General features: G+C 46.6%; 31 protein-coding genes and 1 other annotated feature. Of the genes, 4 read left to right on the top strand and 27 right to left on the bottom strand.

Annotated features, from left to right (window positions below):
• Window positions 1-359: 359 nt before the first annotated feature.
• Window positions 360-722 carry an Asp23/Gls24 family envelope stress response protein gene (locus tag EKM76_RS05570; protein ID WP_125549712.1) on the bottom strand — a complete coding sequence of 121 codons (363 nt, stop codon included), beginning with the start codon at window positions 720-722 and terminating at the stop codon, window positions 360-362.
• A gap of 222 nt (window positions 723-944) precedes the next feature.
• On the opposite strand from EKM76_RS05570, the gene EKM76_RS05565 reads away from it, so the two are divergent.
• Window positions 945-1,463, top strand: coding sequence for a hypothetical protein (locus EKM76_RS05565; RefSeq protein WP_125549711.1), 519 nt, complete (start codon window positions 945-947; stop codon window positions 1,461-1,463).
• Between the two features lie 208 nt (window positions 1,464-1,671).
• A complete protein-coding gene (gene rpmB, locus EKM76_RS05560; protein WP_125549710.1) occupies window positions 1,672-1,857 on the top strand; it encodes a 50S ribosomal protein L28 in 186 nt (61 codons plus the stop codon).
• A 53-nt stretch (window positions 1,858-1,910) separates the two neighbouring features.
• Here rpmB and EKM76_RS05555 read toward each other — a convergent pair whose 3' ends face one another.
• From EKM76_RS05555 to EKM76_RS05500, 12 genes are all read right to left on the bottom strand, one after another.
• Window positions 1,911-2,555 (bottom strand): thiamine diphosphokinase, encoded by a 645-nt coding sequence (locus EKM76_RS05555; RefSeq protein ID WP_125549709.1) that lies wholly within the window; start codon window positions 2,553-2,555, stop codon window positions 1,911-1,913.
• Complete coding sequence (gene rpe / locus EKM76_RS05550; protein ID WP_164507604.1) at window positions 2,548-3,207, bottom strand: ribulose-phosphate 3-epimerase; 660 nt, start codon at window positions 3,205-3,207, stop codon at window positions 2,548-2,550. The genes EKM76_RS05555 and rpe overlap by 8 nt, the downstream gene beginning before the upstream one ends.
• Window positions 3,207-4,112, bottom strand: coding sequence for a ribosome small subunit-dependent GTPase A (gene rsgA, locus EKM76_RS05545; protein ID WP_125549707.1), 906 nt, complete (start codon window positions 4,110-4,112; stop codon window positions 3,207-3,209). The genes rpe and rsgA overlap by 1 nt, the downstream gene beginning before the upstream one ends.
• A 44-nt stretch (window positions 4,113-4,156) precedes the next feature.
• Window positions 4,157-5,890: a Stk1 family PASTA domain-containing Ser/Thr kinase gene (gene pknB, locus EKM76_RS05540; RefSeq protein ID WP_125549706.1), complete on the bottom strand. Its 1,734-nt coding sequence runs from the start codon at window positions 5,888-5,890 to the stop codon at window positions 4,157-4,159.
• Complete coding sequence (locus tag EKM76_RS05535; protein ID WP_125549705.1) at window positions 5,887-6,633, bottom strand: Stp1/IreP family PP2C-type Ser/Thr phosphatase; 747 nt, start codon at window positions 6,631-6,633, stop codon at window positions 5,887-5,889. Before EKM76_RS05535 ends, pknB begins: the two co-directional genes overlap by 4 nt.
• A gap of 5 nt (window positions 6,634-6,638) precedes the next feature.
• The gene (gene rsmB, locus EKM76_RS05530; protein ID WP_191986907.1) at window positions 6,639-8,018 is read right to left on the bottom strand and encodes a 16S rRNA (cytosine(967)-C(5))-methyltransferase RsmB; all 1,380 of its coding nucleotides are present in this window, start codon (window positions 8,016-8,018) and stop codon (window positions 6,639-6,641) included.
• A complete protein-coding gene (fmt, locus tag EKM76_RS05525; RefSeq protein ID WP_125549703.1) occupies window positions 7,981-8,928 on the bottom strand; it encodes a methionyl-tRNA formyltransferase in 948 nt (315 codons plus the stop codon). The genes rsmB and fmt overlap by 38 nt, the downstream gene beginning before the upstream one ends.
• Before the next feature lie 112 nt (window positions 8,929-9,040).
• Entirely contained in the window at window positions 9,041-11,455 is a 2,415-nt protein-coding gene (priA, locus tag EKM76_RS05520) for a primosomal protein N' (protein ID WP_125549702.1), read from the bottom strand.
• A gap of 143 nt (window positions 11,456-11,598) precedes the next feature.
• A complete protein-coding gene (coaBC, locus tag EKM76_RS05515) occupies window positions 11,599-12,798 on the bottom strand; it encodes a bifunctional phosphopantothenoylcysteine decarboxylase/phosphopantothenate--cysteine ligase CoaBC (protein ID WP_125549701.1) in 1,200 nt (399 codons plus the stop codon).
• Window positions 12,799-12,981: 183 nt separating this feature from the next.
• Complete coding sequence (gene rpoZ / locus EKM76_RS05510) at window positions 12,982-13,242, bottom strand: DNA-directed RNA polymerase subunit omega (protein ID WP_125549700.1); 261 nt, start codon at window positions 13,240-13,242, stop codon at window positions 12,982-12,984.
• Window positions 13,239-13,859, bottom strand: a complete 621-nt coding sequence (gmk, locus tag EKM76_RS05505) for a guanylate kinase (RefSeq protein WP_125549699.1) — start codon at window positions 13,857-13,859, stop codon at window positions 13,239-13,241. The genes rpoZ and gmk overlap by 4 nt, the downstream gene beginning before the upstream one ends.
• A 157-nt stretch (window positions 13,860-14,016) precedes the next feature.
• On the bottom strand, window positions 14,017-14,244 hold the full coding sequence (locus EKM76_RS05500; protein WP_125549698.1) for a YdbC family protein: 228 nt from the start codon (window positions 14,242-14,244) through the stop codon (window positions 14,017-14,019).
• A 153-nt stretch (window positions 14,245-14,397) separates the two neighbouring features.
• Here EKM76_RS05500 and EKM76_RS05495 point away from each other — a divergent pair, with 153 nt between their 5' ends.
• Window positions 14,398-14,742, top strand: coding sequence for a hypothetical protein (locus EKM76_RS05495; RefSeq protein WP_125549697.1), 345 nt, complete (start codon window positions 14,398-14,400; stop codon window positions 14,740-14,742).
• A 36-nt stretch (window positions 14,743-14,778) separates the two neighbouring features.
• On the opposite strand, the gene recN is transcribed toward EKM76_RS05495, so the two are convergent.
• The 14 genes from recN to rplU all read right to left on the bottom strand — a co-directional run bounded on the left by recN (window position 14,779) and on the right by rplU (window position 25,141).
• Entirely contained in the window at window positions 14,779-16,494 is a 1,716-nt protein-coding gene (gene recN, locus EKM76_RS05490) for a DNA repair protein RecN (RefSeq protein WP_125549696.1), read from the bottom strand.
• 68 nt (window positions 16,495-16,562) lie between these two features.
• Entirely contained in the window at window positions 16,563-17,018 is a 456-nt protein-coding gene (argR, locus tag EKM76_RS05485) for an arginine repressor (RefSeq protein WP_125549695.1), read from the bottom strand.
• Window positions 17,019-17,127: 109 nt separating this feature from the next.
• A complete protein-coding gene (locus EKM76_RS05480; RefSeq protein ID WP_125549694.1) occupies window positions 17,128-17,955 on the bottom strand; it encodes a TlyA family RNA methyltransferase in 828 nt (275 codons plus the stop codon).
• Window positions 17,956-17,973: 18 nt separating this feature from the next.
• The gene (locus tag EKM76_RS05475; RefSeq protein WP_125549693.1) at window positions 17,974-18,852 is read right to left on the bottom strand and encodes a polyprenyl synthetase family protein; all 879 of its coding nucleotides are present in this window, start codon (window positions 18,850-18,852) and stop codon (window positions 17,974-17,976) included.
• Window positions 18,845-19,078: an exodeoxyribonuclease VII small subunit gene (locus EKM76_RS05470; protein ID WP_125549692.1), complete on the bottom strand. Its 234-nt coding sequence runs from the start codon at window positions 19,076-19,078 to the stop codon at window positions 18,845-18,847. Before EKM76_RS05470 ends, EKM76_RS05475 begins: the two co-directional genes overlap by 8 nt.
• A 17-nt stretch (window positions 19,079-19,095) precedes the next feature.
• Window positions 19,096-20,451: an exodeoxyribonuclease VII large subunit gene (gene xseA / locus EKM76_RS05465; RefSeq protein WP_125549691.1), complete on the bottom strand. Its 1,356-nt coding sequence runs from the start codon at window positions 20,449-20,451 to the stop codon at window positions 19,096-19,098.
• A complete protein-coding gene (locus EKM76_RS05460) occupies window positions 20,444-21,295 on the bottom strand; it encodes a bifunctional 5,10-methylenetetrahydrofolate dehydrogenase/5,10-methenyltetrahydrofolate cyclohydrolase (protein ID WP_125549690.1) in 852 nt (283 codons plus the stop codon). The genes xseA and EKM76_RS05460 overlap by 8 nt, the downstream gene beginning before the upstream one ends.
• A gap of 81 nt (window positions 21,296-21,376) precedes the next feature.
• Window positions 21,377-21,793 carry a transcription antitermination factor NusB gene (gene nusB / locus EKM76_RS05455; RefSeq protein ID WP_125549689.1) on the bottom strand — a complete coding sequence of 139 codons (417 nt, stop codon included), beginning with the start codon at window positions 21,791-21,793 and terminating at the stop codon, window positions 21,377-21,379.
• Window positions 21,790-22,221, bottom strand: coding sequence for an Asp23/Gls24 family envelope stress response protein (locus EKM76_RS05450; protein ID WP_125549688.1), 432 nt, complete (start codon window positions 22,219-22,221; stop codon window positions 21,790-21,792). Before EKM76_RS05450 ends, nusB begins: the two co-directional genes overlap by 4 nt.
• Before the next feature lie 21 nt (window positions 22,222-22,242).
• Window positions 22,243-22,800, bottom strand: coding sequence for an elongation factor P (gene efp / locus EKM76_RS05445; protein WP_125549687.1), 558 nt, complete (start codon window positions 22,798-22,800; stop codon window positions 22,243-22,245).
• Between the two features lie 135 nt (window positions 22,801-22,935).
• Window positions 22,936-24,012, bottom strand: coding sequence for an aminopeptidase P family protein (locus EKM76_RS05440; RefSeq protein ID WP_125549686.1), 1,077 nt, complete (start codon window positions 24,010-24,012; stop codon window positions 22,936-22,938).
• A gap of 140 nt (window positions 24,013-24,152) precedes the next feature.
• Window positions 24,153-24,446 carry a 50S ribosomal protein L27 gene (gene rpmA, locus EKM76_RS05435; RefSeq protein ID WP_125549685.1) on the bottom strand — a complete coding sequence of 98 codons (294 nt, stop codon included), beginning with the start codon at window positions 24,444-24,446 and terminating at the stop codon, window positions 24,153-24,155.
• A gap of 30 nt (window positions 24,447-24,476) precedes the next feature.
• Complete coding sequence (locus EKM76_RS05430) at window positions 24,477-24,809, bottom strand: ribosomal-processing cysteine protease Prp (RefSeq protein WP_125549728.1); 333 nt, start codon at window positions 24,807-24,809, stop codon at window positions 24,477-24,479.
• Window positions 24,810-24,829: 20 nt separating this feature from the next.
• Window positions 24,830-25,141 (bottom strand): 50S ribosomal protein L21, encoded by a 312-nt coding sequence (gene rplU, locus EKM76_RS05425; RefSeq protein ID WP_125549684.1) that lies wholly within the window; start codon window positions 25,139-25,141, stop codon window positions 24,830-24,832.
• Window positions 25,142-25,151: 10 nt separating this feature from the next.
• Window positions 25,152-25,224: a sequence feature (ribosomal protein L21 leader region), on the bottom strand.
• 407 nt (window positions 25,225-25,631) lie between these two features.
• Between rplU and EKM76_RS05415 the strand changes: the two genes are divergently transcribed.
• Window positions 25,632-25,791 (top strand): helix-turn-helix domain-containing protein (locus EKM76_RS05415; RefSeq protein WP_164507603.1); only part of this gene is annotated, 160 nt, incomplete at its 3' end.

Below are 25,791 nucleotides of genomic sequence, written 5' to 3'. Positions count from 1 at the left end.
GGCGATGTCCATTCTTGTGGCAAAAACCGTGCCGCAAGAAGCATGGCTCTACTTCACGAACAAGGGTTTATTAATTAACTTAGAACCGTTAATTAATTTTTATGTTGCGGGCGATGTCCATTCAACTATAGCGAAGACCGCTAAGTTGAAACATGGCTCTACTTCACGAACAAGGGTTATTCATTCTCTTAAGTTGGCCTATATTCGTAGTCACCTGATAGCGTGCAAAAAAAGGCACTTCGCTGCTGGAACCTAGCCTAACTAGATAGAAGCATCTGCCCTTTTTAGTCCATTTTTGCGTCTAATTTTAGTTAAATTATATTTTTAATTGTGTACTTGAATCCATTTAGTTGCCTAGTTTAGTCGGCTAACACGCGGACACCTTGAACTAAGACGTTGACCGAATTAGCCGTGACGCCTAGCATGGTCTCCAAATTGTACTTCACTTTAGCTTGGACGTTGCGGCAAACCTCAGAGATCTTAGTGCCGTAACCAACAATAATATAAACATCGATGGCGACACCGTTATCTTCTTGGCGCACAACGACGCCACGTGCGTAATTTTCTTTGCGTAAAATATCGTTTAAGTTATCGCGTATTTGATTTTTGCTTGCCATTCCGATAATGCCATAAACATCCGTTGCCGCGCCACCGACAACTGTAGCAATTACCGCGTTAGCAATATCGATCGTACCGTATTGGGTTTTAATGTGCACAGCCATTAAAAGAACCTCCTCATTTTTACTCTGGGCATGTGTGCCGACTGGCATTCAAATCAAATCAGCACCACGTCATTAAAAAAACTTCTACACGCCATTCTATCATAGCCGGAAACCATTGAAAAGTTATCCTCGGCCTGTCCTTATTATTTTACCATTAAATTGCGTATTTATTGCATCACTACCACCTTTGCTTTTATGCTAAAAGTAAACGGAGGTACTCTTATGACTACTATCACATTGATCGTCGGTAGTAAAAAGTATCAAGCAACCGCCGACTACACGGCCACAGAAAACGTGACTCACTATCCCTTTACCACTGCAGCCTTCATTCCGACGCCGCTAAGTTTAGCGGCTAAGCCGTATCGTCGCCTAATGGCTTACTTGCTGGGTCAACCACAGATCGAAGCCAAGCTGCGCCATTTAGAACGAAATTTCACACCGCGGCAATTATTACGCCACTTTAAACAGCATAATATTTATTTTGCTTTAGCTCGTGAAACTGTTGAATTACACGACTTCATTGCCCAACACCCGAATGATCAAATCAAGTTACTTTTATTGGGCAAAAAAGCTTGGCGCTGTGCGGCCGAATTTGCCCAGCAGCCGCAATTAGAGATCCTCCAGTTTCCTGATCCCGGCAAAAAAGATAGTTTCTGGCGCAGTTTAGATTGTCGTGCTGATTCTGAGCTTACTTCGACCATTACCATGCAGAAATTAGTTCAGCCAAAGATCCGCCTATAAGCGTTGTTAATTTTGTGCTGACGGTCAATTTAGAACTTGATTTATGACATTTAAATCATAAATTAGCCGCAACTGGCCCAATTATTTACTTGCTGTCAAGCAAATTTACTTGAAAGAAAAGTATTGCAATCGCGGGCTCATTATGATAAATTATATCAGGTAAGTATTAACGAGCAGCATGTAAAAATGCTTAAGGGAGGACTAGAACATGGCTAAAGATTTCATTACCGGCAAAGGGACAACCTTCGGTAACAAGCGTTCACACGCGTTAAACCATAGCCGTCGTAGCTGGAAAGCAAACTTGCAAAAAGTGCGCATCCTAGTTGATGGCAAACCAAAACGTGTATGGATCTCTGCACGGACATTAAAATCCGGTAAGGTTACGCGCGTTTAATTAAATTAGACGATAAGAAAAGAGCTTAGGCGATCGCCTAGGCTCTTTTTGTTTTAGTCATGACTTTGAACCACTGCGACTACCCCAGTTCGAAAACTAAAGGTGGCACTTTTTTTAGTAAATTGATTACTGGCAAACATAATTGGCTGCGAAAAATCTGCATCCCTTAATTGATACTTCGTGTCATAAAGCGTCAAGCCAGTGACCGCAGTCATTGGTGCAAACGCCAAATAATGCTGGCCGCTTTCCTGGGTGATCGTATGGACCCCTGGTAAAAACAGCCGGAAACTATTTTGCCGATCAAGTAGCCGCACGCGCTGACAATCAGCCAGAAAACGCGGTTGCAATAACATGAATAAATTGTCTAATAAATGATCTAAACGGCCGCCAGTCGCACCATATAACGTCACGCGGGTAGCTTTTAATTCGTTCAACGCGATCGCTAACGCAAGCTCCGTGTCGGTCTCATCCTTGTCGGCAACCGCATAACGAATATCAGTGACTTGGTTTTGCAACAACGTTAATTCCGCTGGCGCCAATGAGTCAAAATCGCCCACAGCAATTTGTGGCGTGATGCCTAATTTTAATAAACGCAATGCACCACGATCTGCCGCCAACCAATGAGCGGCTTTTTTTTGTGGTAAGTCTGCCGGCCATGATGCGGGCGGCCCACCAGCTAATAAATTAAACTCAGTCATTGCTAGCGGCGATATTGCGTAAAGTCTGAATTTGTTGCGCTGGATCAGCTGCACCATAAACGTATGAACCCGCAACAAAGACATCTGTCCCTGCGTCAGAACAAGCCTTTACCGTCTCATTGCTGATCCCACCATCGACTTCGATTTCAAACTGATAGTCGTTGGTTTGGCGTAATTGGTCTAGGCGCTTAACCTTGCTTAACATAGCTGGCAAAAATTCTTGACCACCAAAACCAGGATTGACCGTCATCACTAACACTTGGTCGACTAACGGCAAAACATTTTTGATCATTTCTAATGGTGTCCCCGGATTGACCACTACGCCAGCTTTAACGCCTGCTGCCTTGACCATTTGCAAAGCACGGTAGATGTGCGGTGTACTTTCAACGTGCAACGTTAAAATATCCGCGCCGGCTTTGGCAAAATCAGCCACAAAACGTTCAGGTGCTTCGATCATCAAATGACAATCCAGCACTAATTTAGTTACTGGCCGCAATGCTGCCACCATGCTGGGGCCAAAAGTAATATTCGGTACAAACTGCCCATCCATGATATCAACGTGTAAATAATCCGCGCCACCGTTCTCGACGACTTGGACATCATGGGCCAAGTTAGCAAAGTCCGCATTTAAAATTGAAGGTGCAATTTTCATTATTTTTTGCCTCGCTTTCCGTTATATTTAGGTTTTTCCGCTTTTTTCTCGCTGCGAAATTGTAAATAGTTTTCGTAGCGACTAGCCATGATCTGACCAGCTTCGACTTGCTGTTTGACCGCACATCCAGGTTCTTGATCATGCTGACAAGCCCGAAAGCGACAATCCACTGCTGCCGCCACAAACTCAGGAAATAATTGCGGTAATTCAGTTAACTCGAATTCACTTAAGTTTAGCGAAGAAAAGCCAGGCGTATCTGCCACTAAGCCGCCAAATAACGGCAATAATTCAACGTGGCGCGTCGTGTGTTTACCTCGACTCAGACTTTCTGATACAGCGGCCGTTTTTAACTGTAATTCCGGATCGATATGATTCAGTAAAGTTGATTTACCGGCACCAGATTGGCCCATAAAGACAGTCAATTGATCAGCAAAATGAGTCGTCAGTTGTTGGACTTGTGCAGAAGCAAAAGGATCAGCTCCGAAAAACACCGGATAACCGAGCCCTTCATAGTAAGCCACAATTGGCGCCAAAGCTTCGCGCGCAGCGGCGGTCAATAAATCACCTTTAGTGAAATAAATCAACGGCCGAATATTTTTCTGTTCCAAAGTCATCAAAAAACGATCCAACAAATTACTGGAAAAATTAGGCTTAACGCAAGACGTCACCACGACTGCCTGATCAACATTGACCACTTGTGGCCGCACCAAAGCATTTTTACGCGGTAATAGCTCTAAAACGTAGCCTTCCGCTTGATTGGTGCTTTCAAATTCAACGTAATCGCCAACCAACGGCGTTAAGTTGCGTTTACGGAAATTACCACGACCACGCGTTTGAAACGTTTGCTGATCTGAATAAACATAATAAAAGCCACTTAGCGCTTTACGGATCTGTCCTTGTGCCAAACTTTCGCCTCCAAATCTTATTGACTAAACTAAATGCTGCGCCATCAATCTGGCGCGCCATCCGCTTGACTCCCCCGGGAAAGTACGACCGTTATTTTAGCATCCCGGGCAACGGCAGTGCCAGCGGCTGGTGATTGCGACATCACCGCACCCGCTTGTACCGCAGATGAATAATCATATTTCGTATTCAAAGTGAACCCCATGCTGCCGGCATATTGCTGCACACTGGCCTGTGACCAATTTGTCATGTCGAGCAAACTAAACCCACTGGCACCGACGCTGACGGTCAATGTGATCCGCTTACCTTTTGGAATCACGCGGGTGCCGGCATCTAAGCTTTGTTGAACGATCCGCCCGTTAGCATAACTCCGCGAAATGATCGTTGTGCGCTTAACTTTAAAGCCGGCTTTTTTTAGTTGGGCCGCCACCGTTGCATAGCTACGCTCGGTATAATCTTTGACAACATATTCTTGTTTGCCGGTGCTGATCTGCATTTTAACCACAGAACGGTGCTTCGCTTTTTTGCTTTTCGCCGGTGTCGTTTGGATCACGCGGCCAGCTTGAACTTGATCACTACTTTTTTTAGTGGTCGCGCCAACCTTAAATTGCGCCGCAATCAAAGTCGATTCAGCTTTACTTTGGGTCATGCCGGTCACATTAGGAACTGCAACGGGCCGCAACTGGTTAACCACGAAATAGCCACCAATAATGATCAGTGCTGCGACTAATAAACCGGCGATCATGATCCAAGGGTGGGGCCGTTTTTGTTTCTGCGCTTGTAAATTTTTATCAGACGGTGGCGTCGTTGCTGCAGATGTTGGTGCAGCCGCAGTGCTGGTAGCTGCCGACGTTGGTGCCGCTGAACTCGTATTAAACTGTTCTGGATCAATGCGCGGCAATATTTTAGTTTCTTCATTATTGACTTGGGAAACAAACTTAGGTTCACCGACCCGTAACGGCGATAGCGTTGTTTTTAGATCCGCAGTCATTGCCGCAACTGATTCATAACGTTCACTTGGTTCTTTAGCCGTTGCCCGCAGCACAACATTTTCCAATGCTTGCGGGATACCGGCATCAATTTTGCGCACCGAAGGGATTTCATTTTGAAAGTGTTTTAAGGCAATACTCACTGCCGTTTCGCCTTCAAACGGCACCTTACCAGTCAGCATTTCGTACAAAATGATCCCCAACGAATAGATATCGGACTGTTTCGTAGCAATACTACCGCGCGCTTGCTCCGGCGACAAATAATGCACCGAGCCCAGCATTGAATTCGTTTGCGTGATCGAATTTTCTGATAGCGCCACTGCGATCCCAAAATCAGTGATCTTCAAATGCCCTGATGGCGCGACTAAAATATTTTGTGGCTTCAAATCGCGATGGATAATGCCATGTGCATGCGCTTGTTGGACTGCCGCTAAAATTTCGGTCATCATCCGCACAACTTCCGCATATGAAATTGGAAAATGCGCAGCGATATAGCCTTTCAGATCAGCGCCAGAAACGTACTCCATAACAATATACTGTAAGCCGTTATCTTCACCCACGTCATACACAGACACAATGTTGGGGTGAACAAGTTCAGTCGCTGCTAATTCTTCGCGCTGAAAACGCCGGATCGTATCGGGATCATTTTGCAGATCTAACCGCAACACCTTGATTGCAACTTCACGATTAAGAATTAAATCTTGCGCCAAATAAACGTTGGCCATGCCACCTTCGCCGACTGGACGGATCACGCGATAGCGACCGCCTAATTTATATCCTGCTTCCATCATTGTGCGGCCACCCCACGATCCTCATATAGTAGTAACGCCGTAATATTATCCAGGCCGCCAGCGGCATTAGCCTGATCAATTAGGGCTTGGCACTTTAATTCTAATGAACGCGGACTGGCTAAGATATCACTGATCTCGGCATCGGTCACCATATTGGTCAAGCCATCGGAACACAACAAGATGTAATCACCATGTTGGGCGCGGCGAACGACCACATCGGCATCCGCCTGTTCAGAAACGCCTAACGTCCGCGTGATAATGTTTTTTTGCGGATGGTGGCGCGCCGCCTCGGCACTGATCTGACCATGCTTAACCAATTCGTTGACCAGCGAATGATCTTCGGTCAGCTGACTTAACTTAGCATTTTGGTAGAGATACGCCCGACTATCCCCGATATTAGCGATAATATACTCATTTTGGTAATAGATCGCCGCAACAAAAGTGGTGCCCATCCCCGACAGATCAGGGTACTGTTGCGACTTATTTAAAATATGTTCATTTTCTTTCTGTAATTCTGCTACCAACCACGAAATGATCGGTTCGATCTTATCAAACTCGGTCTGCTCAAAATCATAGCCAATATGTAAAACGGCCATGGCTGAAGCCACGTCACCACCCAAGTGACCACCCATACCGTCCGCAACGATCGCGAATTGGACCCCAGCTATATTTTGATAGACGCTTACATAATCTTCGTTGTTGGCTCGCCGTTGGCCAACATCCGTCCGGTAAGCGAATTTCATCCCTGTTACCTCATTTTCCGTTTCAGATTGCAAATGAAGAAGCCGTCAGTCCCATAATCATCTGGATATAAGCGCAAATATGGCGTAGTCGCCACTTTAAGCTCTTTATCCGTATGCACTGGGATCAGCTCGAACTCCGCATGTTTTGCGAGAAACTGCTGGATCACATCCTGATTTTCTTCATTAACAATTGTACACGTACTATAGGTTAAAATGCCACCAAGTTTGACTTTAATCGCGACACTTTCTAGAATTTCTAATTGAATTTTCTGCAAATTCAGCAAATCTTCTGGTTGGCGGGCGTATTTGATCTCTGGTTTCCGGCGCATTAGGCCTAGCCCAGAGCAAGGCGCATCGACTAATACCCGATCAAATGACTTGTTAGCCACCACGTCACGAATTTTACGGGCATCAAAAGCGCGTGCCGTAACAACATCCGCCACGTGCAATCGTTTAGCATTATCTTTGATCAGCTTAACTTTATGGGGGTGCAAGTCAAAAGCCTCGACGTGACCGCCAGCTTCTGCTGATAAATAACTGGCGATGTGGGTAGTCTTGCCTCCAGGCGCAGCGCAAGCATCCAATACTTGATGCTGTGGTTCGATCTGCATACTGGCAGCCACTAACATTGAGCTCTCATCTTGGACCGTATACTGTCCGTAGGCAAAAGCGGTGGTCCCCGCTAAAAAGCCACCCCGACGGACTAAGCCGACCGGCGAAATTTCACTAGGTTCAGTGTCTAAATCAAGCTCCGCCAATTCAGATTGAACTTCAGCCACCGTTGCGATCGCAGTGTTGACCCGAATTGAAGCCGCTGCTGGTTGATTGATCGTTGTCAAAATAGCCTGCGTCTTCTCCAAACCTAATTGGTCAGTTAGCTTTGCGACTAGCCATTGGGGCACGCTGGCGCTGATACTTAACTGAGTCAGTGGATCACTGATCGTGGTCAGCTGCGGGACACCCTTGCGTTCAATTTGGCGTAAAATCGCCGTCATTAAGCCGGCGACACCACTATTACCCATTTTTTTGGCAATTTCGGTGGCCTCGTAGAAAATAGCGCGATTAGGGATCTTATCCAAATAAACCATTTGGTAGACGGCGACCCGTAAGTTTTGTCGGGCCCAGCGCTCTAAGCGTTGCGGCTTTTTGATAAATGGCTTTAAATAAAAATCCAAGGTTAATTGGCGCTGGATCACGCCGTAAACCAAATTGGTCAGTAAACTGGCGTCAGCTGGCTGCAATTGTTCTTTTTCAATCGTTTGATCCAATGTAATGTTGGCGTAACTGCCAGAATCGGCAACGCGGTCTAATAATTTAACCGCTAAATATCGCGGTGAATGCTTAATGTTAGTCTTCAATGAGTGGTTGCCCTTCCTTAAGGCCATGTCCCTGGCCGTTTAAATACGCTGTGATGGTCATTTTTGCCTTACCGGCTGGTTGAATTTCATCAATGTAAAGCACTTTGTGGTCCGCTGTAGCCACACCTAATTGATGCTTACTGAGCACCGCCACATGGCCAGCGGCTAAATTAGTTGACTCAGCGCTTGGCTGTACTTGCCACAGCTTCGTCCGTTGTCCAGCAATTTTAACAAACGCCCCTGGTTGTGGCCGTAGTGCGCGCACTTTAAAATCGATCGCCTTGGCGGACATATCTAGTGTCACTTGTTCTTCGCCAGGTTTAATCGTAGGTGAAAAAGTGACTTGGCTTTCATCCTGTGGTTGGGGCGTGATCTTGCCGGCTAGTAAATCAGGCAAAGTCGCTAACAACAGCTTTTCGCCGACTTGGCTCAGCTTGGCGAACAAAGTGCCGTTATCGTCGGCAGCGGTGATCGGCAACTTAGCTTGACGTAAAATATCGCCGGCATCCATTTTCATGACCATATTCATGATCGTCACGCCAGTTTCAGTCTCGCCATTTAGTAAGGCGTACTGAATCGGCGCGCCGCCACGATACTTGGGTAATAATGACGCGTGCACGTTAATGGCAGCAATTTTAGCAGCCGCCAGCACCTTTTTAGGTAAAAACTGGCCAAAAGCTGCGGTGACGATCAAATCTGGTGCTAACGCCACCACTTGGTCTGCTTCTGGGCTACCGCTTAATTTTTCCGGCTGCAAAACAGGGACCTGGTGGGCTACTGCCACTTTTTTTACTGGTGAAGGCGTTAAAACGTGCTTCCGCCCAACTGGCCGATCCGGCTGAGTCACGACTGCTAGTACTTGATAGTCGTTAGTGAGTAAACTTTCCAAAATTGGCGCCGAAAACTCAGGCGTCCCCATAAATACGATTGAAGTCATAGACTCCCCCTCTTTCTGTCTTTTACTGAATGGGCTGAAAAAGGAGCAAAAATCACCCTTTTTTCGGTCCGTTTATCCTAAATTTATGACAATAAGCCAATAAAAACATGTTTTAAATAAAACTTAGCGGCTCGCGGTCGATCGAAATTTGAATGCCATTACGAGCCTGATTTTCTTGCATGATCTGGGTCAGTATTTTTTCTAATTGTGGTTCGTGCTTATATTTGATCACCATTTGGTAGTAGTAGCGCTTATTGACCCGCGCAATCGCCCGTGGTGTTGGTCCTAACAAGACGGCTTGCGGTGACAACGCCGGCTTGACCTGATTCATCAACTGAAAAATCTTTTTCGCCGCTTCATTTTCTTCTTCGTGGCTAGCCGTCACCAAAATAGTGTAATAATACGGCGGGTACCCGGCTTGATGGCGTAACGTCATCTCGCGTTGGTAAAAGCCTTCATAATCATGATGGCGCGCCAACCGAATCGCGTAGTGCTCAGGATTATAGGTTTGCACGATCACTTCACCTTTTTTATCCGCCCGCCCAGCACGGCCACTTACTTGGGTCAATAATTGAAAAGTCCGTTCACTGGCACGAAAGTCCGGCAAGCCTAAAGCAGTATCGGCATTCAGCACGCCGACTAAGGTGACGTCAGGAAAATCAAGCCCTTTGGCGATCATTTGCGTGCCCAACAAAATATCTGCCTGGTGGTTACCAAATTGGCGCAGAATTTTGGCGTGGGCGCCTTTACGTCGTGTAGTATCCACATCCATCCGCAAAATGCGCGCCTCCGGTAGCAAAACTTTTAGCTCACTTTCAACTTTTTGCGTGCCCGTACCATAATAACGGATCTTACGGCTTTGACAATTGGCACAAACCTGGGGGATCGCCTCTTCATGACCACAATAATGACATTTCATTGAGTGCGTGTCCATATGCAAAGTCAATGAAATATCACAATTCGGGCATTTAAGCACAAAACCACAGTCACGACACATGACAAATGATGAAAAGCCACGCCGATTAAGCATCAACACACTTTGCTCTTGATGGAGCAGGCGCTTGTGTAATTCCTGCAATAATAGACTAGAGAAATTGTCCTCTTTGGTCTGCTTCAATTCGTCTTTCATATCGACCACCGTCACTTCTGGTAGTGGTTGATGATTGGCGCGTTCTTTCAACCGAATCAGCTGATAGACACCTTTTTGTGCCCGTGACCGTGACTCTAATGACGGCGTAGCGCTACCTAGAACAACTGGGCAATGATGATACCTCGCGCGCCACAAAGCCACATCTCGCGCATGGTAGCGCGGCATATCGTCTTGTTTGTAGCTACTTTCATGTTCTTCATCCATAATGATCAAACCTAAATTAGTCAGCGGTGCAAACACAGCTGAACGTGCACCGACCACCACTTGGGCCTCGCCACGCTCAATTCGACGCCACTCATCATAACGTTCACCGTTGGACAAGCCACTATGCAGTACGGCAACGTGGGCGCCAAATCGACCTTTTACCCGCGTGACCATTTGTGGCGTTAAGCCGATCTCCGGCACTAACATCAACGCCGTCTGGCCCTTGGCGATCGCAGCTTGGATCGACTGTAAATAGATCTCGGTTTTGCCGCTGCCAGTCACACCTTCCACCAAAAAAACTTTGGCTTGTTGCTGCTGGCCCGCGGTTGTAATTTGCTCAACAGCGGTCGCCTGCTCTGCCGTTAGCGTCAACGGCTGCGTCCGGGGCGCGGTGGCCAATTCGGCGTAAGGATCACGATACGTTTCTAAGTCAACGATCCGCAGCCAACCTTTATCAGCACCCGTATGCATATGGGCTAAGGTCAACTGCGTTTCGGCCGTGATCTGGGGCAAACTTAACGGCGCCGTAGTAGTTGCGTGGGCACTTAAATAAGCTAATAAATCGTGCTGTCGCTTGGCGTTAGCCGGTACTTTTGCTGCCGCTGCCGTATATTCAGCAACCGATAATAGCGGCTGAATTGCCTTGATCGTTTTAATTTTGGCCCGATCATGCACTTGATAATCGACTTCAACCAAATTTTGCCGCTGTAATTTTAATAATTGTTTGATCGTTTCTGGCGCAAGATCCGCAAAATCAAGTTCCGCCTGACCATTAAAAATGGCAGCCGTCGCCGGTGTTGCGGCCCCCGTTAAGCGAACTTTTTTAGTATAACTTGCCTTCATCATGCTGGGTAGCATAGTTTGCATACAACTAATTTGAAAGGCAAAGGTCCATTGTGCCAGCCATTTAGCCAGTGCTAACAATTCTGTATTCAATACCGGCTGCAGATCGAGTACTTGGGCGATCGTTTTTAGCTCCCCTGCGTAATCTGGCGGTGTATCGCTGGTACCGACCACAAATCCCTGCACTTGCCGACTACCTTTACCAAAAGGAACCACGACCCGGATCCCGACTTGTAGCTGATCTTGCCACACTAGCGGAATGGCGTAGTCATAAGGCCGATTTGTTTGTAAAGTTGGCACATCAACAATAATTTGAGCAAATTGAGCCATGACTGACCACCTTTCTTTTAGAGCGTTTTTGCAAAAACGCTCATGGCTTGAGCATTAACCTGGCTCACTTAATTAGCTGCGTCAGCAGATAATTTGGCGAGCGTCGCTAAGCGGAAAACTAGGCTTTGACAAACCCATTTTCACTAAAGCTGTTTCAGCGCGATCTGTAAGATCTGCTGCGCGATCACTGCTTTGCTAGCTAACGCCAGTTGCTGTGGCGCTTGATCAGGTTGCAAAATCGTGACTTCGTTGGTGTCGTGATTGAACCCAGCCTGCGCTTGGGAAACGTCATTGGCCACGATCATATCTGCCTGCTTAGCCGCTAATTTCTTCTGTGCATACGTCAGTAGATTCTGTGTTTCTGCGGCAAAGCCGATCAAAAATTGCTGCTGTTTTAACTGCCCTAATTCAGCTAAAATATCCGCGTTTTTAGTTAAAGTCAACGTGTAATCAGTCGCGGTTTTTTTGATTTTATTTTCGGCCACTGCTGCTGGACGAAAATCCGCCACCGCTGCCGCCATTACCACAATTTTGGCCGTTGCGTAGCGCTGCAATAAGGCTGCGCGCATGGCGGCAGCAGAATCAACGCCAACATAGGTCACGCCTGCCGGTACACTTAGCGCAGTCGGCGCACTGATCAAGGTCACTTGGGCACCTAGATCACGTGCGGCCGTTGCTATTGCGTACCCCATTTTACCTGATGAATCGTTGGTTAAATAACGGACGGGGTCCAACCGTTCGCGCGTGCCGCCAGCAGTGACCAAAACTGATTGGCCATGTAGCGGTAAACTAGTGTCAGTTGCCGCCAAATTGGCCGTCACTGCCGCGACGATCTGCTCAGGCTCCGGGAAGCGCCCTTTACCACTGTAACCTTCCGCCAAAAAGCCGGTAACAGGTTCGATCACTTGGATCCCATCGGCGTGCAAAGTCGCTATATTGCGCTGGGTCGCCGGATTTTGCCACATATGCACATTCATCGCTGGGGCCACAAATTTAGGTGCAGTCGTGGCTAACAAAGCCGTACTGGCAAAATCATCGGCTATCCCGTTAGCTATTTTAGCGATCAGATCCGCCGTGGCGGGAGCAACCAAGGCGATCTCCGTCCAATCGGCTAGTTCAACATGGGCCACCTGATCAGGCGCTAGCTGGGCGAAACGATCCGTATAGACAGCGTGCTTGCTCAAGGTTTGAAAAGTCAGTGGCGTGACAAAAGCTTGCGCGCCTTCGGTTTCCACCACCCGCACTGTTGCGCCTTGGCGGATCAACTCACGAACTAAATAAGCTGCCTTATAGGCTGCGATCCCGCCACTCACGTACAGAGCCACATGTTTCCCGGTTAACAAATTAATTTCCTCCCCATTGCCGCAATAATCTTAATATAGTTATTGTAGCAGAAAAGCCGCGGTAAAACAGCGCCCAAGCCAACAAGCCGCGCAACTATTTATCCGGGGTATAGAAAAAGAGCTCATGGGCACAAATTCACCTGAACTCTTCACCAACGATCTTTGCTTTAATGGCCTAGCCACTTAATTTTCGTGTTTATCTTCTTGGTCCATTTCTTCTGCTTCACGTTCAGTCATCAAGGAAGTTGGATCAACGATCACTTCGCCATCCGCAATTTCTTCTAGCGCCTGACCAACGGTTTGTGGTGAACGGTAATCGCCATCAGGTAACAACTTAATGCCACCTGCTTCAATTTCGTGCGCCCGCTTAGCTGACAGAACTGCTAATGAATAGCGTGAATCTACTTTGTCCAATAATTTATCGATCGATGGGTATAAAATCATTTTTCGACAACTCCTATCATTTTTTCATACTGGGAAATTACTCGCGGTACGCGCAGGTGTTCACTTTCAATAATGTTCTCGATTCGTTTGACGGCGTTAGCGACAGTATCGTTGACCACTGCATAATCATATTGCCGCATCATTTTGATTTCGTCAACTGCTTTACGCATTCGTTTATCGATGGTTTGTTGATCTTCAGAACCACGACCGGTGATCCGCTGTTTTAGCGATGACAGATCAGGTGGCGTCAGGAAAATGAAAACCCCATCGGGACACTTTTTCCGGACTTGCATGGCGCCGTTGACTTCGATCTCCAAGAAAACGTCCTTACCTGCATCCAGTGTTTGGTTAACGTACTTCAGCGGTGTGCCATAGTAATTATCAACGTACTGTGCATACTCTAACATACCATCATTAGCAATTTCTTGCTGGAAATCAGCCTTACTACTGAAATAATAATCAACGCCATTAACTTCACCTGGACGTGGTTGGCGCGTGGTCATTGAGATCGAATAAACAAAATCGCGCTGCTGATTATGAAACATTGCCTTACGTACAGTTCCTTTGCCGACACCTGAAGGGCCAGATAAAACGATTAACATCCCGCGTGTTGCCATCGGTTAATTCTCCTTCTGCTCTGAATAAATTTTAATTTCTATTGTGCACTTTTTTCAGTCATTTTTCAAGTCTAGCCGCTGAATCAACACGCTTATCAGCTGATTTATCATGTAGATCAGTTATTAGCCCTGCTGTCCCAACCGCTTTACCGCGCTTTTAATCGCTGACCATCCCCGTCAACAATTGCCGTAACTGATCGATTTCTTCATTGGTCAAGGTGATGCCTTTGCCCATTTTACTGTGGTCCGGCGACCAATCACGTAGATCAAATTTTGCTGGACGATCATTCCAGCTGACTAAATTTAATTCGCGGGTCCAGCCGCTTTTGCTGGTACTCAGGACACCAACCGTTTCTTCAATTGTAAATTGCAATGGTGCTGCCATTTAGATTTGCCTCCTATACCGTTTAGTGTTATCTTTCTATTCTAGCATATCTACAGCACCACTAAGTTAGCAAATTATTTAGAAAAAAGCATTGCAATTTAGAACGGTTGTTCGTATAATAAAAATACAAACAAATGTTCGGAGGCAAAAAACATGGAATTTAACCAAACTAATTTAAAACAACTTGGCACACAGTTACAAACATCTTATCAAAAGATCGTTGATTTCGAAGCTCCAGCGACGCCATCACAGTCATCTGTTGCCTTGCCACAAATGCCGCAATTTCAAATCGAACAATTTATCGCCCAAGCCCTCAACAAACAACTTGACGTCACCGTCCAATTTAACGACTTCGATCACGGTGGTCAAACCCAGATCCGTGGTCACTTCCAACGTCGTCAGTCTAAAACAATTATCTTTACCGCCGACGATCATAAACTAGTTCACCTAGTTACAACAAATGCGATCCGCTATATTGCGCTGTCCGCAGTCGCTTAAAAAGGCTTAAAAGTTAAACTTTCAAGCCTTTTTTGTTTACTTCGAAATTTTCGTTTGCCGTAAACGTTGTTTTTCAACGACTGCCAGATCCAATAATTCTTTGGCGTGCTCGCGGGTCAATTTAGTGATCGCTGTCCCCGATAACATCCGCGCCAATTCATCAATGCGCTGCGCCGGTTCTAAGCGCGTCAACGTGGTTTTAGTCCGTTGGCCGCTGATCTGCTTACGAATAAAGAAGTGCTGATCACTCATTGCCGCAACTTGAGGCAAATGGGTGATACATAAAACTTGTGAAAACCGGGCGATCGCTGAAATTTTATCGGCGATTGCTTGCGCCACGCGGCCGCTAACGCCGGTATCCACTTCATCAAAAATAATGCTGGTGATGCCTTGGCTGCGGGTAAAAATTGTTTTTAACGCCAGCATCATCCGCGAAAGCTCACCACCCGAGGCGATTTTTGCTAATGGTCCAGCTGCTTCACCAGGATTAGTTTGAATATAAAACTCGATATCATCCAATCCAGTTGAATAAAAATGCGTTGCCGGCGCGGTTTTAAAATCGACTGAGAAAACGGTTTTTTCCATATATAACGCTGCTAATTGTTGATGGATCGCCTGACTTAACTTTTTAGCTCCTTGATGGCGGGTTTTGGATAGTTGCTGGCCTAACGCTAATAACTGTTTTTTGGCAACCGTTACTTGTTCGGCCAACTGATCCTCGTTATCCTCAGTCGCTTCCATTTGCTCCAACTCGGCCTTGATCTTAGCGTAATAGTTAAGAATTTGTGCCGTACTATCACCATATTTGCGTTTTAGCTGTTGGATCACTTCCAAGCGCTTTTCGATCTCATCGAGCCGCCCTTCGTCCCACTCCATCAAATCAGCCTGGCGCAATAGGTCAGAAGCGGCGTCCTGCAAGGTATAATAAGCGGTCTGCACGCTGTCGGCCAATTCCTGATACGCCGTATCCAACGTGGTGATCTGCTGCAACTCATTCATTGCCGCACCTAAATTATCCATCGTTCCCGCTTCGTCACCGGCGATCGCGGCGTAACTATTTTTTAAAGCGGCTGTGATCCGCTGAAAATTACCTAAGCGCGCGCGTTCACTTTCTAACTGACTTTCCTCATCTGGTTTTAGCTGCGCAGCATCAATTTCATCAACTTGAAAGCGCAACATATCTAGACGTTGCGCCCACTCTTTAGCGTGCGCCATCCGTTCCTGATAAGTTTTATTGAGGCGCGTATATTCGGTGTACGCCACTGAATACGCCTGTCGTTGCGGGCCAACTTTTTCTTTGTAAAATTCGTCTAAAAGTGCCAAATGTTTTTCTGGGTGCATCAACTCTTGATGCTCATTTTGGCCATGGATATCAACGATCGTTTCGCCAATTTCCTTTAATGTAGTCGTGTTGACCAGCTGGCCATTGATCCGGCAAACGTTGCGCCCAGTCCGATATAGATCGCGTTGCAATAAAATATCGGCGTCGGCGTGTTCAATGCCGTAATGGTCCAACGCGGCAAAAGTGGCTGAATTTTCCGGTAACCTAAATAAACCCTGTAAGCGCATTTTACTGGCGCCTTTGCGGATGAATTCTTGGGAACCACGTCCGCCGGCCAAGATGCCGACCGCATCGATAATGATCGACTTGCCGGCCCCGGTTTCACCAGTCAAAACCGTCATGCCTGATTGAAAGGCAATATTCAACTTTTCGATGATCGCAAAATCGCGAATATCCAATTCTTGTAGCACAAACATCCTCCTTGTCTCTACTCCACAAACAGCAACTAGAATTCGATTGCTAAAAACAAAGAACCTGCTTAACGCTCAAGCAAGTTCGTCAATGTTTGATATAGATCTTGTGCGGCGGCTGGTGTTTTGGCAATGATCAAGACGGTATCATCGCCGCCGATCGTACCAAAAGTATCCGCAAATTCCATTTGATCGATCAAGGTCGCGATCGCCGTCCCATTGCCTGGCAGTGCCTTTAAGACGATAAAATAGTCTTGGACAGCCATTGAAACGTAGGCATCGTACAACACACGCTTTAATTTTTTTTCAGTATCGACCGTTTGTTGGGCGGGCAAGCTATAGCGATAGCCGCCACTCGGTGACGGCACCTTAATTAACTGCATGTCCTTGATATCACGGGAGATCGTTGCCTGAGTCACGTTCACGTCGGCCGCCTCGAGTAACGCCACAAAATCCTCTTGTTTCTGAATATCGTGTTCATTCATCAATTGTTTGATCATGCGTTGACGCTCAGATTTTCGCATACCGTCACCTTACTTTCCACATTCTAACTTCATAATAGCGTATTCGCTACCAAAATTAAAGCGTTATCTGTAAGTTTATGCATAATTATATACAGTTATACGGTGTAACTTAGTCTTTAGCGCCGTTCAACGATTGGTAGGCCGCCTTTAAAGTGGCGGCGATCGAAACGTTAGGTGCCATTTGGCCTTCAGCGTCTAAATTCAACCGTAAATGAGTGATAAATTCGATGTTGCCCTCGCCACCTTTGATCGGCGAAAAATCAAGGTTAAGCACGTCGTAGTGATGGGCCACCGCAAAGTCTAAAATCGTTTCTAGCACTGCTTGATGGACTTTAGCGTCGCGGACGATCCCGCCTTTACCGACGTTTTCTGGGCCGGCTTCAAATTGTGGCTTGATCAAAGCGACCACATCGCCACCTGGCTGTAAAATCGTCGCCAAATTAGGCAAAATTAGCCGCAACGAAATAAAGGACACATCAATTGACGCAAAACTAGGCTGACCCTCAGTAAAGTCGGCTAATTTACTGTAGCGAAAATTAGTTTGCTCCATCACGGTCACTCGCGGATCTTCGCGTAATTTCCAGACCAATTGATTGGTGCCCACATCCAACGCGTAACTGCGGGCAGCACCATTTTGCAGCATAACATCGGTGAAGCCACCCGTTGATGAGCCAATATCTAACACTGTTTTATCGGTGACATCCAGTTTAAAAGCAGTCAGCGCTTTGGCTAGTTTCAAGCCACCGCGGCTGACGTACGGCATGTGTTTACCTTTTAAATGTAAAATGGTGTCGTTGGGGATCTTGCTGCCGGGCTTGTCATAGCGCTGATTGTTGGTATCGTAAACTTCGCCAGCCATAACGGCCCGTTTAGCTTGTTCGCGCGAGTCAAAAAAGCCTTGTTGCTGCAGCAAAACATCGATTCGTTCTTTTTTCATTAATTCATTCAACCTCCGTTAATTGGCCAACTCAGTTAAGAACTCCGCCAATAAACTAATATCGGTTGAAGCCACTAACGGATCCAATGCCTGTCGCGCAGCCGTTAGTTCAGTCTGTAAGGCGTCTTGTGCGCCAGCTAAACCTAACAAGCCAGGATAAGTATTTTTGTTAGCAGATCGATCCTGATGAACTGGCTTGCCTAATTCAGCGGCTGTACTGGTAACGTCTAAAATGTCGTCTTTGATCTGGAAAGCTAGGCCTAAATGCGTGGCGTAATCGCTGAGCGCGGCTGTTCGCTGCGTGTTCAGCTGGCAGATCGTGGCGCCCATCAATAAGGACGCTTGGATCAAAGCACCAGTTTTGCGTTGATGCAATGCTTTAAGCTCAGCTAAGGTCAGCGTTTGTTGTTCCCCTTGGATATCGGCTGCTTGACCAGCGACCATATTTAGCGGTCCAGCACCGACGGCCAGTAAGTGGACTAACTTAACCTTAAGTGGATCCGCCAGTGGGCAATCGCTAAGCCATTGAAACGCCAACGGCTGCAAGCCATCCCCGGCTAAAATAGCCATTGCTTCGCCAAATTTTTTGTGGCTAGTCGCTTGACCGCGGCGTAGATCATCGTTATCCATTGCCGGTAGATCGTCATGGATCAACGAATAAGTATGGATCAACTCGATTGCTGCCGCAGCCGGTAAACTTTGGGGGATCAGGTCAGCTTGAAAAGTTTGCAGCACGGCCAATAATAACATTGGCCGTAGCCGTTTACCGCCAGCCATTACGGAATAGGTCATTGCCGCTTGCAAAGTTGGTTGCTTGACGTCATGCTGTAATTTCAGCGCCAACAAGTTATCCAGCGCCGGCACTAATTCGGTCCGGAAAGCTGCTAATTTAATCATCAGCGTCAGTTCCTTTTTCTTCAAATGGGACTTCAGTGCCATTTTCGGCCATCATTTTGGTCAGCGTTTTTTCTGCGTTGGTCAGCGTGTCCTGCAATGTTTTGCTGAGCGTGACCCCTTTTTGAAATTCAGTTAGCGCTTGTTCCAAAGGAATATCGCCTTGTTCAAGGTTCGTTACGATCGTATTTAACGCCGTAAGGTTTTGCTCAAAGGTTGGTTCTGCCATTAAAACGGCCTCCATTCTTATTTGTTCTGCTGCTGTGACGTCACGGCGATCACTTTAGTGGTGATCACGGCATCGGTGACGTGCAAGGCGACTTCAGCTTGCGGCTGGAAGTCGGTTGCGGTTTTAAGTACATTACCGGCGTCATCAGTGACGTAGCTGTAACCACGACCCATGATCTTCAGCGGACTCAGGTAATCCAATGACTGGATCTGCTGCTGCACCGTTTGTCGTTTAACTTTAAAGTAGCGCTGCAACGCGGTGGTCAGTTGTTGCTGCAACCGGGTCACGTCGCGCTGGCCTTGCTGCAGGCGTGGCTGTAATTGATGTTGCTGCAAATGACTTTCCGCCAGTAGCGCCTGCTGACGCTTAACCTGGATCACTTGTTTGAAGCTAGTTTGTAAACGACGATTCAATTGATCGACGTTTTGCAAATAGCCATCATACAAGCGTTGTGGTTGCCGGAAAACATAAGATTGGCGTAAGCGTTCCACTTGTTTTTTCGCTAAATTAGTTCGATTCTGCATCGCTTGAACTAAGCGAACTTGTTGCTGCTGTAACTTGACTAGCTCGTCGCTTAACACCGGCACCGCTAATTCTGCGGCGGCCGTCGGTGTGGCGGCGCGAACATCGGCCACTAGATCAGCGATCGTGGTATCAGTTTCGTGACCAACTGATGAGATCACCGGTACTTGGCTCGCCGTGATCGCCCGCGCCACGATCTCTTCGTTAAAGGGCCACAGATCCTCGATCGAGCCACCACCACGACCAACGATCAACGTATCAAAATCACCAATTTGGTTGACTTGTTCGATTTTAGCGACAATATCCGCGGCAGCATTATTGCCTTGGACCACTGTGGGAAACAAGACCAGCTGCGCAATTGGGAAGCGGCGCCGGGTCGTGGTGATGATATCACGGATCACTGCACCGCTGGGACTAGTCACCACCGCAATTCGTTTTGGAAAACGAACGAGCGGCTGCTTCGGCTCATTGAACAACCCTTCCTGCGCCAGTTTCTTTTTTAATTGCTCATAGGCTTGGTAGAAGGCACCGACACCATCAGGCTCCATCCGCTCAACGTAGATTTGATAACTGCCGCTCGGCTCATACAGCGAGATCCGGCCGACGATCAAGACTTTCATGCCTTCTTCCGGCGTGAATTTTACTTTATCAAACGCCGAACGAAACATGATCGCATTGATCTTAGCGTGATCGTCTTTCAAACTGAAATACTGATGCGCGTGCGGTCGCAAACGGAAATTAGAAATTTCACCCGTTAAATAGACCCGCTCCAAATAAGGATCGCGTTCAAACTTAGCGCGCAAATATTTAGTCAGCGTTGTGACCGATAAATAATCTGTTTGTTCAACCATGTTTTGTCTGACTCCTTGCAAATTGCACCGTTTGGTAAAGTAGCATCAAGCTCGTCATTGGCCCAACCCCACCGGGAACTGGCGTGATCGCGCCAGCTTTAGCGGCAACGGCAGCGTAGTCCACATCACCGACTAATTGACCGTTTGCCAAGCGATTCATGCCGACGTCGATCACCACGGCGCCGGGTTTGACCGCACTAGCGTCAATAAAATTAGCGTGGCCCACGGCGACCACTAAAATATCGGCCTGACTGGTTAACTCCGCTAAATTTTCTGTATAGCTATGGGCAATGGTGATCGTGGCGTCACGATTCAACAGTAACGCTGCTAACGGCCGGCCAACCACCACACTACGGCCAACCACCACCACGTTTTTATGCTGGACCGATAATTGATAATGATCTAACAATTTCAAAATACCGTACGGCGTGTTGGGAATTGCGTGTGGCTGCCCGCCAAATAAATAACCTAAATTCAACGGATGAACGCCATCCACGTCCTTAGCTGGATCCAACGCCAAAATCGCTTTCGAGCTGTCGATTTGCGCTGGTAGCGGCATTTCGAGCATGATCGCGTGCACGCGCGGATCTTGATTAAGCTGCTGCACCACGATGATCAATTCTTCCGTGGTGGTCGTCGCTGGTAAAATAGTCGTCAGCAAACGCAAGCCAAATTTAGCGGCCCTTTTTTGCTTGCTGTGCAGATAAACTAGGCTGGCTGGATCTTCACCGACTAATACTGCCGCCAAAGTTGGCGTTACACCGTCCGCCTTTAGCGCAGCAATTTGTACTTGTAATTCCTGTGTTAGCGCTTGTGACGCAATTTTTCCATCTAATATGGTCACCCAAAATCGCTCGCTTTCTAAAAAAGCTGGACCCACAACCTAAGTCATGTTGCCCAGCCTTAATTATTTTGGTCGACAACCTTAAACCAATTCGTGTTGACGCACAATTGCCGATAAAACGCCATTAATGAATTTACGTGACCGCTCATCACTGTATTTCTTAGCCAGTTCTAGTGCTTCGTTGACGGCAACTTTAGCTGGCACTTCAGGAACTTCTAACATTTCATAAACGGCTACCCGTAAAATGATCAAGTCAGTTTTCGCCAGGCGCGTTAATGACCAATTAGCGCTTAAATGCTCGCTGATGGCTGCATCCAATTGGGTCGTCTGCTCACGCACACCAGCAACTAGGCTCAATAAATATTCTGGCAACGCAACCTCTTCACCTGGTGTTGCCGCTAACGACTCCATTAAAGCCTGTGTATCTACGTCCGGATTAGCATTGATCGCAAATAAGGTTTGAAAAGCGATCTCGCGGGTCTCATATCGATTAATCACTCGTCTTCACCATCTTCAGCAAATAAATTATTGGGGTCAACCGCATTGACCAACTTTTCTGGGATCACACCGACCACGTGAATATTGACCGCCGATAGGTCTAGATCGGTCATAAATAATAATTGTTCCTTAATGGTATCTTGCATTTTTAAGGCGACTTGGGGCACCGAAACGCCATAATTCAAATAAGCGTAGATGTCCGCCTGAATCTGACCTTCACTGACGGTTAGCTTAACGCCTTTACCGCGGTCCTCACGACCTAATAATTGACTGATACTTGAGGATAAAGTGCCCCGCATTTTGTAAACACCATCAACTTGGCTAGCCGCGATCCCTAAAATAATTTCAATTACTTCAGGGGCGATCTCGATCTGACCAAGGGTTGGTTCGGTTTGACTATCTAAAACGATGTTCGTATCTTCAGCCATTGTGTAACCTCCTTATAATAACTAAGCGCGTGAAATGTATGAACCATCCTGCGTATTAATAATTAATTTAGCACCATTATTGATGAAAAATGGTACCTGAACGACGAGCCCAGTTTGCATCGTGGCGGGCTTAGGGCTGCTAGATTGCGTTGCCCCACGGATCCCCGGCTCAGTATCCGCAACTTCCAACTCAACGGTGTTCGGCAGTTCGACGCCTAAAGTTTCGCCACCATACATGATCACACTAACGATCATGTTTTCGGTCAAATAGTTAAGTTCATCCTTGATCTGGTCGCCAGCTAGCGATAATTGTTCATAAGTATTCATATCCATAAAGACGTAGTTGTCGCCATCTTGATACAAATACTGCATTTTTTTATTATCAATTTGTGCTTTACCGACTTTTTTACCCGCCGCAAAGGTTTTTTCTTGAACCGCGCCGGTGCGTAAGTTCTTTAATTTTGAACGGACAAAGGCACTGCCTTTGCCGGGCTTAACGTGTTGGAATTCAACGACCCGCCATAGTTCACCATCAACTTCAATTGTCACACCAGTTTTAAAATCATTTACAGAAATCACTCGTTCAGTTCCTCCTCATACAAACTACAATTATTGCATCCTAAAGATCATCCGGCGCGCATTGCCAAAGCTATCATGGCTACGCGCAAAAGCGTCAACTAACTATAGCAAGTTCAACCGTTAGTTGGCAAGCTTTTATACAATAATCAATTCTTTTTTCGGCGCTGTATTTAAGACCTGATTACCCAATGGCATGATCAACAGATCGTCTTCGATCCGCACACCGCCTAAACCAAGCAAATAAATACCTGGTTCATCGGTGATGATATTACCATCGACCAAGGTCATGTCTTTTGAATTCGGTGTTGCCATTGGTCCTTCATGAATCTCTAAACCAATGCCGTGCCCAGTGCCATGCCCAAAATAATCACCATAACCGGCAGCGGTAATGACTTGCCGGGCCACGTGGTCATATTGATGCCCCGTTAACCCTGCACGTGCATTCTTGATCACTTGTTCTTGGGCCGCCAAAACGACCTGATAAATGTGCTTCAATTCGGTATCGGGCTCGCCAACTGCGAAAGTTCGCGTCACGTCCGACGTGTAGCCTTGATAGTAACACCCGAAATCAAGAGTCACCATCTCGTGCGGCGCGATCGCCTTATCCGTCGCCACTCCATGGGGCATTGCCGAACGGGGGCCACTGGCGACGATCGTTTCAAAAGAAACCCCGCTAGCACCTAATTTGCGCATATAAAAATCAAGTTCATTGGCCACTTGGCGCTCAGTCATGCCTGGGTGGACCGTATTTAAAATATGCTGATAAGCTTGATCGGCAATGGCTGCGGCCTCACGGATCAAGCCGATCTCATCGGCGTCCTTCACTTCGCGGAGTTGTTCGATCAACCCAGAAGTGGGTACCAACCCTACATCAAACATATCGGCTAGATCATCATAAGTATTAAATGAAACATGATCCGCTTCAAATCCTAAAGTCGTTAATTGTAACTCTTCTAATAAGTGACTAATTTCAGCAAACAGTGTGCCTTTATTTTCCACGATCGCAAACCCTTGTGGCGCTACTTGTTGGTAGGCTTGCTGGCTGTAACGTGAATCGGTAACGAAAAACGCACTTGTGCGCGTAATTAATCCGGCACCGGTTGTTCCTGTGAAGCCAGTCAAGTAACGTAAATTGGCTGGATCAGTGATCATTAGGCCATCTAACTGAATAGTGGCCAGTTTATCCCGTAAAGCTGCTAATCTTTGTGCCATCGTTTGCCTCTTTTCTTGCTGCTTCAACTTCTAGGCGCAAACTAGTTTAATTCCTATTATAGCAAAAAAAACGATTAAACAAAATGGCACAAAAAAAGTTCAGGACTCAACGTTGCTGGGTCCCGAACTTAGTTTATTACTTATTTAGCTGCAGCTTCAGCAGGGTAAACAGAAACTTGCTTTTTCTTTTTACCTAAACGTTCGAAACGTACAACGCCATCAGTTAAGGCATATAACGTATCGTCGCCACCGATACCGACATTGACACCGGGATGAACCTTTGTGCCACGTTGCCGATAGAGGATCGAGCCACCTGTAACAGTTTGACCGTCGGCACGTTTGCTACCCAAACGACGACCTGCGGAATCACGACCGTTAGAAGTTGAACCGCCCCCCTTATGATGGGAGAAGAATTGTAGATCCATTTTCAACATATCCGTGCACCTCCTTATGCTTTTGACTTTTTATTTTTTAATTGAGACATAATCAGAATAATTTTCAGCAATACTTTCCAAACTCAGCAATAAAGTCGCTAAAATAACTTGCGCCGTCTTAGCTTGTTCAGTGCTGATCTGTTGGGGTAAGCGACATTCTAAGTGACCACCGTTAACCGAATCAGCCTTGACCTTTGGCTTGACCGCCGCGATCTGCTCGATTCCGTTAACCGCACCAATAGCAACTGCCGAAACAGCCGCACATACGATATCACTACCGTAAGGACCTGAATCCGCATGCCCAGTTAGGCGAAAATAATGGATCACACCTGCCTGGTCCCGTTCAAATTGCGCTTGGATCATATAACTCACCTATTCTGTCATTATGCGTTAACTGCGCTGATCAATACACGTGTGTATGGTTGGCGATGGCCTACTTTGTTATGGCTATGTTTCTTGGCTTTATACTTGTAAGTAACAACTTTCTTTTCCTTACCTTGTTTTTCAACCGTGCCAGTAACGGTAGCACCTGCTACAGTTGGTGTGCCGATCTTTGTGTCACCTTCACCGCCAACTAAGACAACGTCGTCAAAAGTAACTTCGTCGCCTTCTTGAGCATCCAACTTTTCGATCCAGATCTTTTGACCTGCTTCAACCTTAAGTTGTTTACCACCAGTTTTAATAATTGCGTACATATGCTGCACCTCCTCGTCTTAGACTCGCCGAAAACAAGTGCGGTTACCCGACTTAAACTTGTTTCGAGCGGTTGTATCTGTGGCAGCCACAATTACAACGTTAATATCATACCAATAATCGCAGTAAGTTGCAAACTATTTTTCTCGGTAACAAAAAAATCATTATCCCTACACGCTCGTGTAAAGGTAATGACCTGAGTTTGATGCCTCGAGTGGGGTTCGAACCCACGACCTACGGTTTAGAAGACCGTTGCTCTATCCAGCTGAGCTATCGGGACAATAACAGTCATCATTATAAAGGAAAGCCTAGCGTGGTGTCAATACCAACTACATTTAGGCTCATCAATTTTTCTATAGCTAATACGCCAAAATAAAAAAGCCGAGTTTACAATTGAAGTGCAACACCCAATGAACTAGACCAACTATAGACAAAAAGGCCATGAAGACCTATTCTTATAATCGCCAAGAAAATAAGAGAGTAGGTGCCTTCATGACCCAATACCAGAGTACCATGTCTAGCCATTATCGACAACTACAATTTGATGAGCGTGGTCAAATCGAGGTCTTGCATAACCAAGGCTTATCTATCCGTATGATTGCCGAGATCGTCCGCCGCAGTCCCAGCACCATCAGTCGCGAATTACGGCGCG

The sequence above is a fragment of the Loigolactobacillus zhaoyuanensis genome (genome assembly GCF_003946385.1).
GTDB classification, from domain to species: domain Bacteria; phylum Bacillota; class Bacilli; order Lactobacillales; family Lactobacillaceae; genus Loigolactobacillus; species Loigolactobacillus zhaoyuanensis.
The sequence above is the reverse complement of the archived record's forward strand: the minus strand, read 5'-3'. Positions and strand labels throughout refer to the sequence as shown.

What these genes read in the sequence shown, in the direction of transcription:
- EKM76_RS05555 (WP_125549709.1), bottom strand. Translation starts at nt 2,555, where the DNA reads ATGACTGAGTTTAATTTATTAGCTGGTGGGCCGCCCGCATCATGGCCG.
- EKM76_RS05480 (WP_125549694.1), bottom strand. Translation starts at nt 17,955, where the DNA reads ATGAAAAAAGAACGAATCGATGTTTTGCTGCAGCAACAAGGCTTTTTT.
- EKM76_RS05470 (WP_125549692.1), bottom strand. Translation starts at nt 19,078, where the DNA reads ATGGCAGAACCAACCTTTGAGCAAAACCTTACGGCGTTAAATACGATC.
- EKM76_RS05450 (WP_125549688.1), bottom strand. Translation starts at nt 22,221, where the DNA reads ATGGCTGAAGATACGAACATCGTTTTAGATAGTCAAACCGAACCAACC.
- priA (WP_125549702.1), bottom strand. Translation starts at nt 11,455, where the DNA reads ATGGCTCAATTTGCTCAAATTATTGTTGATGTGCCAACTTTACAAACA.
- rpmB (WP_125549710.1), top strand. Translation starts at nt 1,672, where the DNA reads ATGGCTAAAGATTTCATTACCGGCAAAGGGACAACCTTCGGTAACAAG.
- rpe (WP_164507604.1), bottom strand. Translation starts at nt 3,207, where the DNA reads ATGAAAATTGCACCTTCAATTTTAAATGCGGACTTTGCTAACTTGGCC.
- EKM76_RS05565 (WP_125549711.1), top strand. Translation starts at nt 945, where the DNA reads ATGACTACTATCACATTGATCGTCGGTAGTAAAAAGTATCAAGCAACC.
- rpoZ (WP_125549700.1), bottom strand. Translation starts at nt 13,242, where the DNA reads ATGATTTTATACCCATCGATCGATAAATTATTGGACAAAGTAGATTCA.
- gmk (WP_125549699.1), bottom strand. Translation starts at nt 13,859, where the DNA reads ATGGCAACACGCGGGATGTTAATCGTTTTATCTGGCCCTTCAGGTGTC.
- EKM76_RS05430 (WP_125549728.1), bottom strand. Translation starts at nt 24,809, where the DNA reads ATGATCCAAGCGCAATTTGAACGGGACCAGGCAGGTGTGATCCATTAT.
- rplU (WP_125549684.1), bottom strand. Translation starts at nt 25,141, where the DNA reads ATGTACGCAATTATTAAAACTGGTGGTAAACAACTTAAGGTTGAAGCA.
- fmt (WP_125549703.1), bottom strand. Translation starts at nt 8,928, where the DNA reads ATGACTTCAATCGTATTTATGGGGACGCCTGAGTTTTCGGCGCCAATT.
- EKM76_RS05475 (WP_125549693.1), bottom strand. Translation starts at nt 18,852, where the DNA reads ATGATTAAATTAGCAGCTTTCCGGACCGAATTAGTGCCGGCGCTGGAT.
- rpmA (WP_125549685.1), bottom strand. Translation starts at nt 24,446, where the DNA reads ATGTTGAAAATGGATCTACAATTCTTCTCCCATCATAAGGGGGGCGGT.
- rsmB (WP_191986907.1), bottom strand. Translation starts at nt 8,018, where the DNA reads ATGGCCTTAAGGAAGGGCAACCACTCATTGAAGACTAACATTAAGCAT.
- EKM76_RS05495 (WP_125549697.1), top strand. Translation starts at nt 14,398, where the DNA reads ATGGAATTTAACCAAACTAATTTAAAACAACTTGGCACACAGTTACAA.
- EKM76_RS05535 (WP_125549705.1), bottom strand. Translation starts at nt 6,633, where the DNA reads ATGAAATTCGCTTACCGGACGGATGTTGGCCAACGGCGAGCCAACAAC.
- EKM76_RS05570 (WP_125549712.1), bottom strand. Translation starts at nt 722, where the DNA reads ATGGCTGTGCACATTAAAACCCAATACGGTACGATCGATATTGCTAAC.
- xseA (WP_125549691.1), bottom strand. Translation starts at nt 20,451, where the DNA reads ATGGTTGAACAAACAGATTATTTATCGGTCACAACGCTGACTAAATAT.
- EKM76_RS05440 (WP_125549686.1), bottom strand. Translation starts at nt 24,012, where the DNA reads ATGGCACAAAGATTAGCAGCTTTACGGGATAAACTGGCCACTATTCAG.
- EKM76_RS05500 (WP_125549698.1), bottom strand. Translation starts at nt 14,244, where the DNA reads ATGGCAGCACCATTGCAATTTACAATTGAAGAAACGGTTGGTGTCCTG.
- argR (WP_125549695.1), bottom strand. Translation starts at nt 17,018, where the DNA reads ATGCGAAAATCTGAGCGTCAACGCATGATCAAACAATTGATGAATGAA.
- pknB (WP_125549706.1), bottom strand. Translation starts at nt 5,890, where the DNA reads ATGATGGAAGCAGGATATAAATTAGGCGGTCGCTATCGCGTGATCCGT.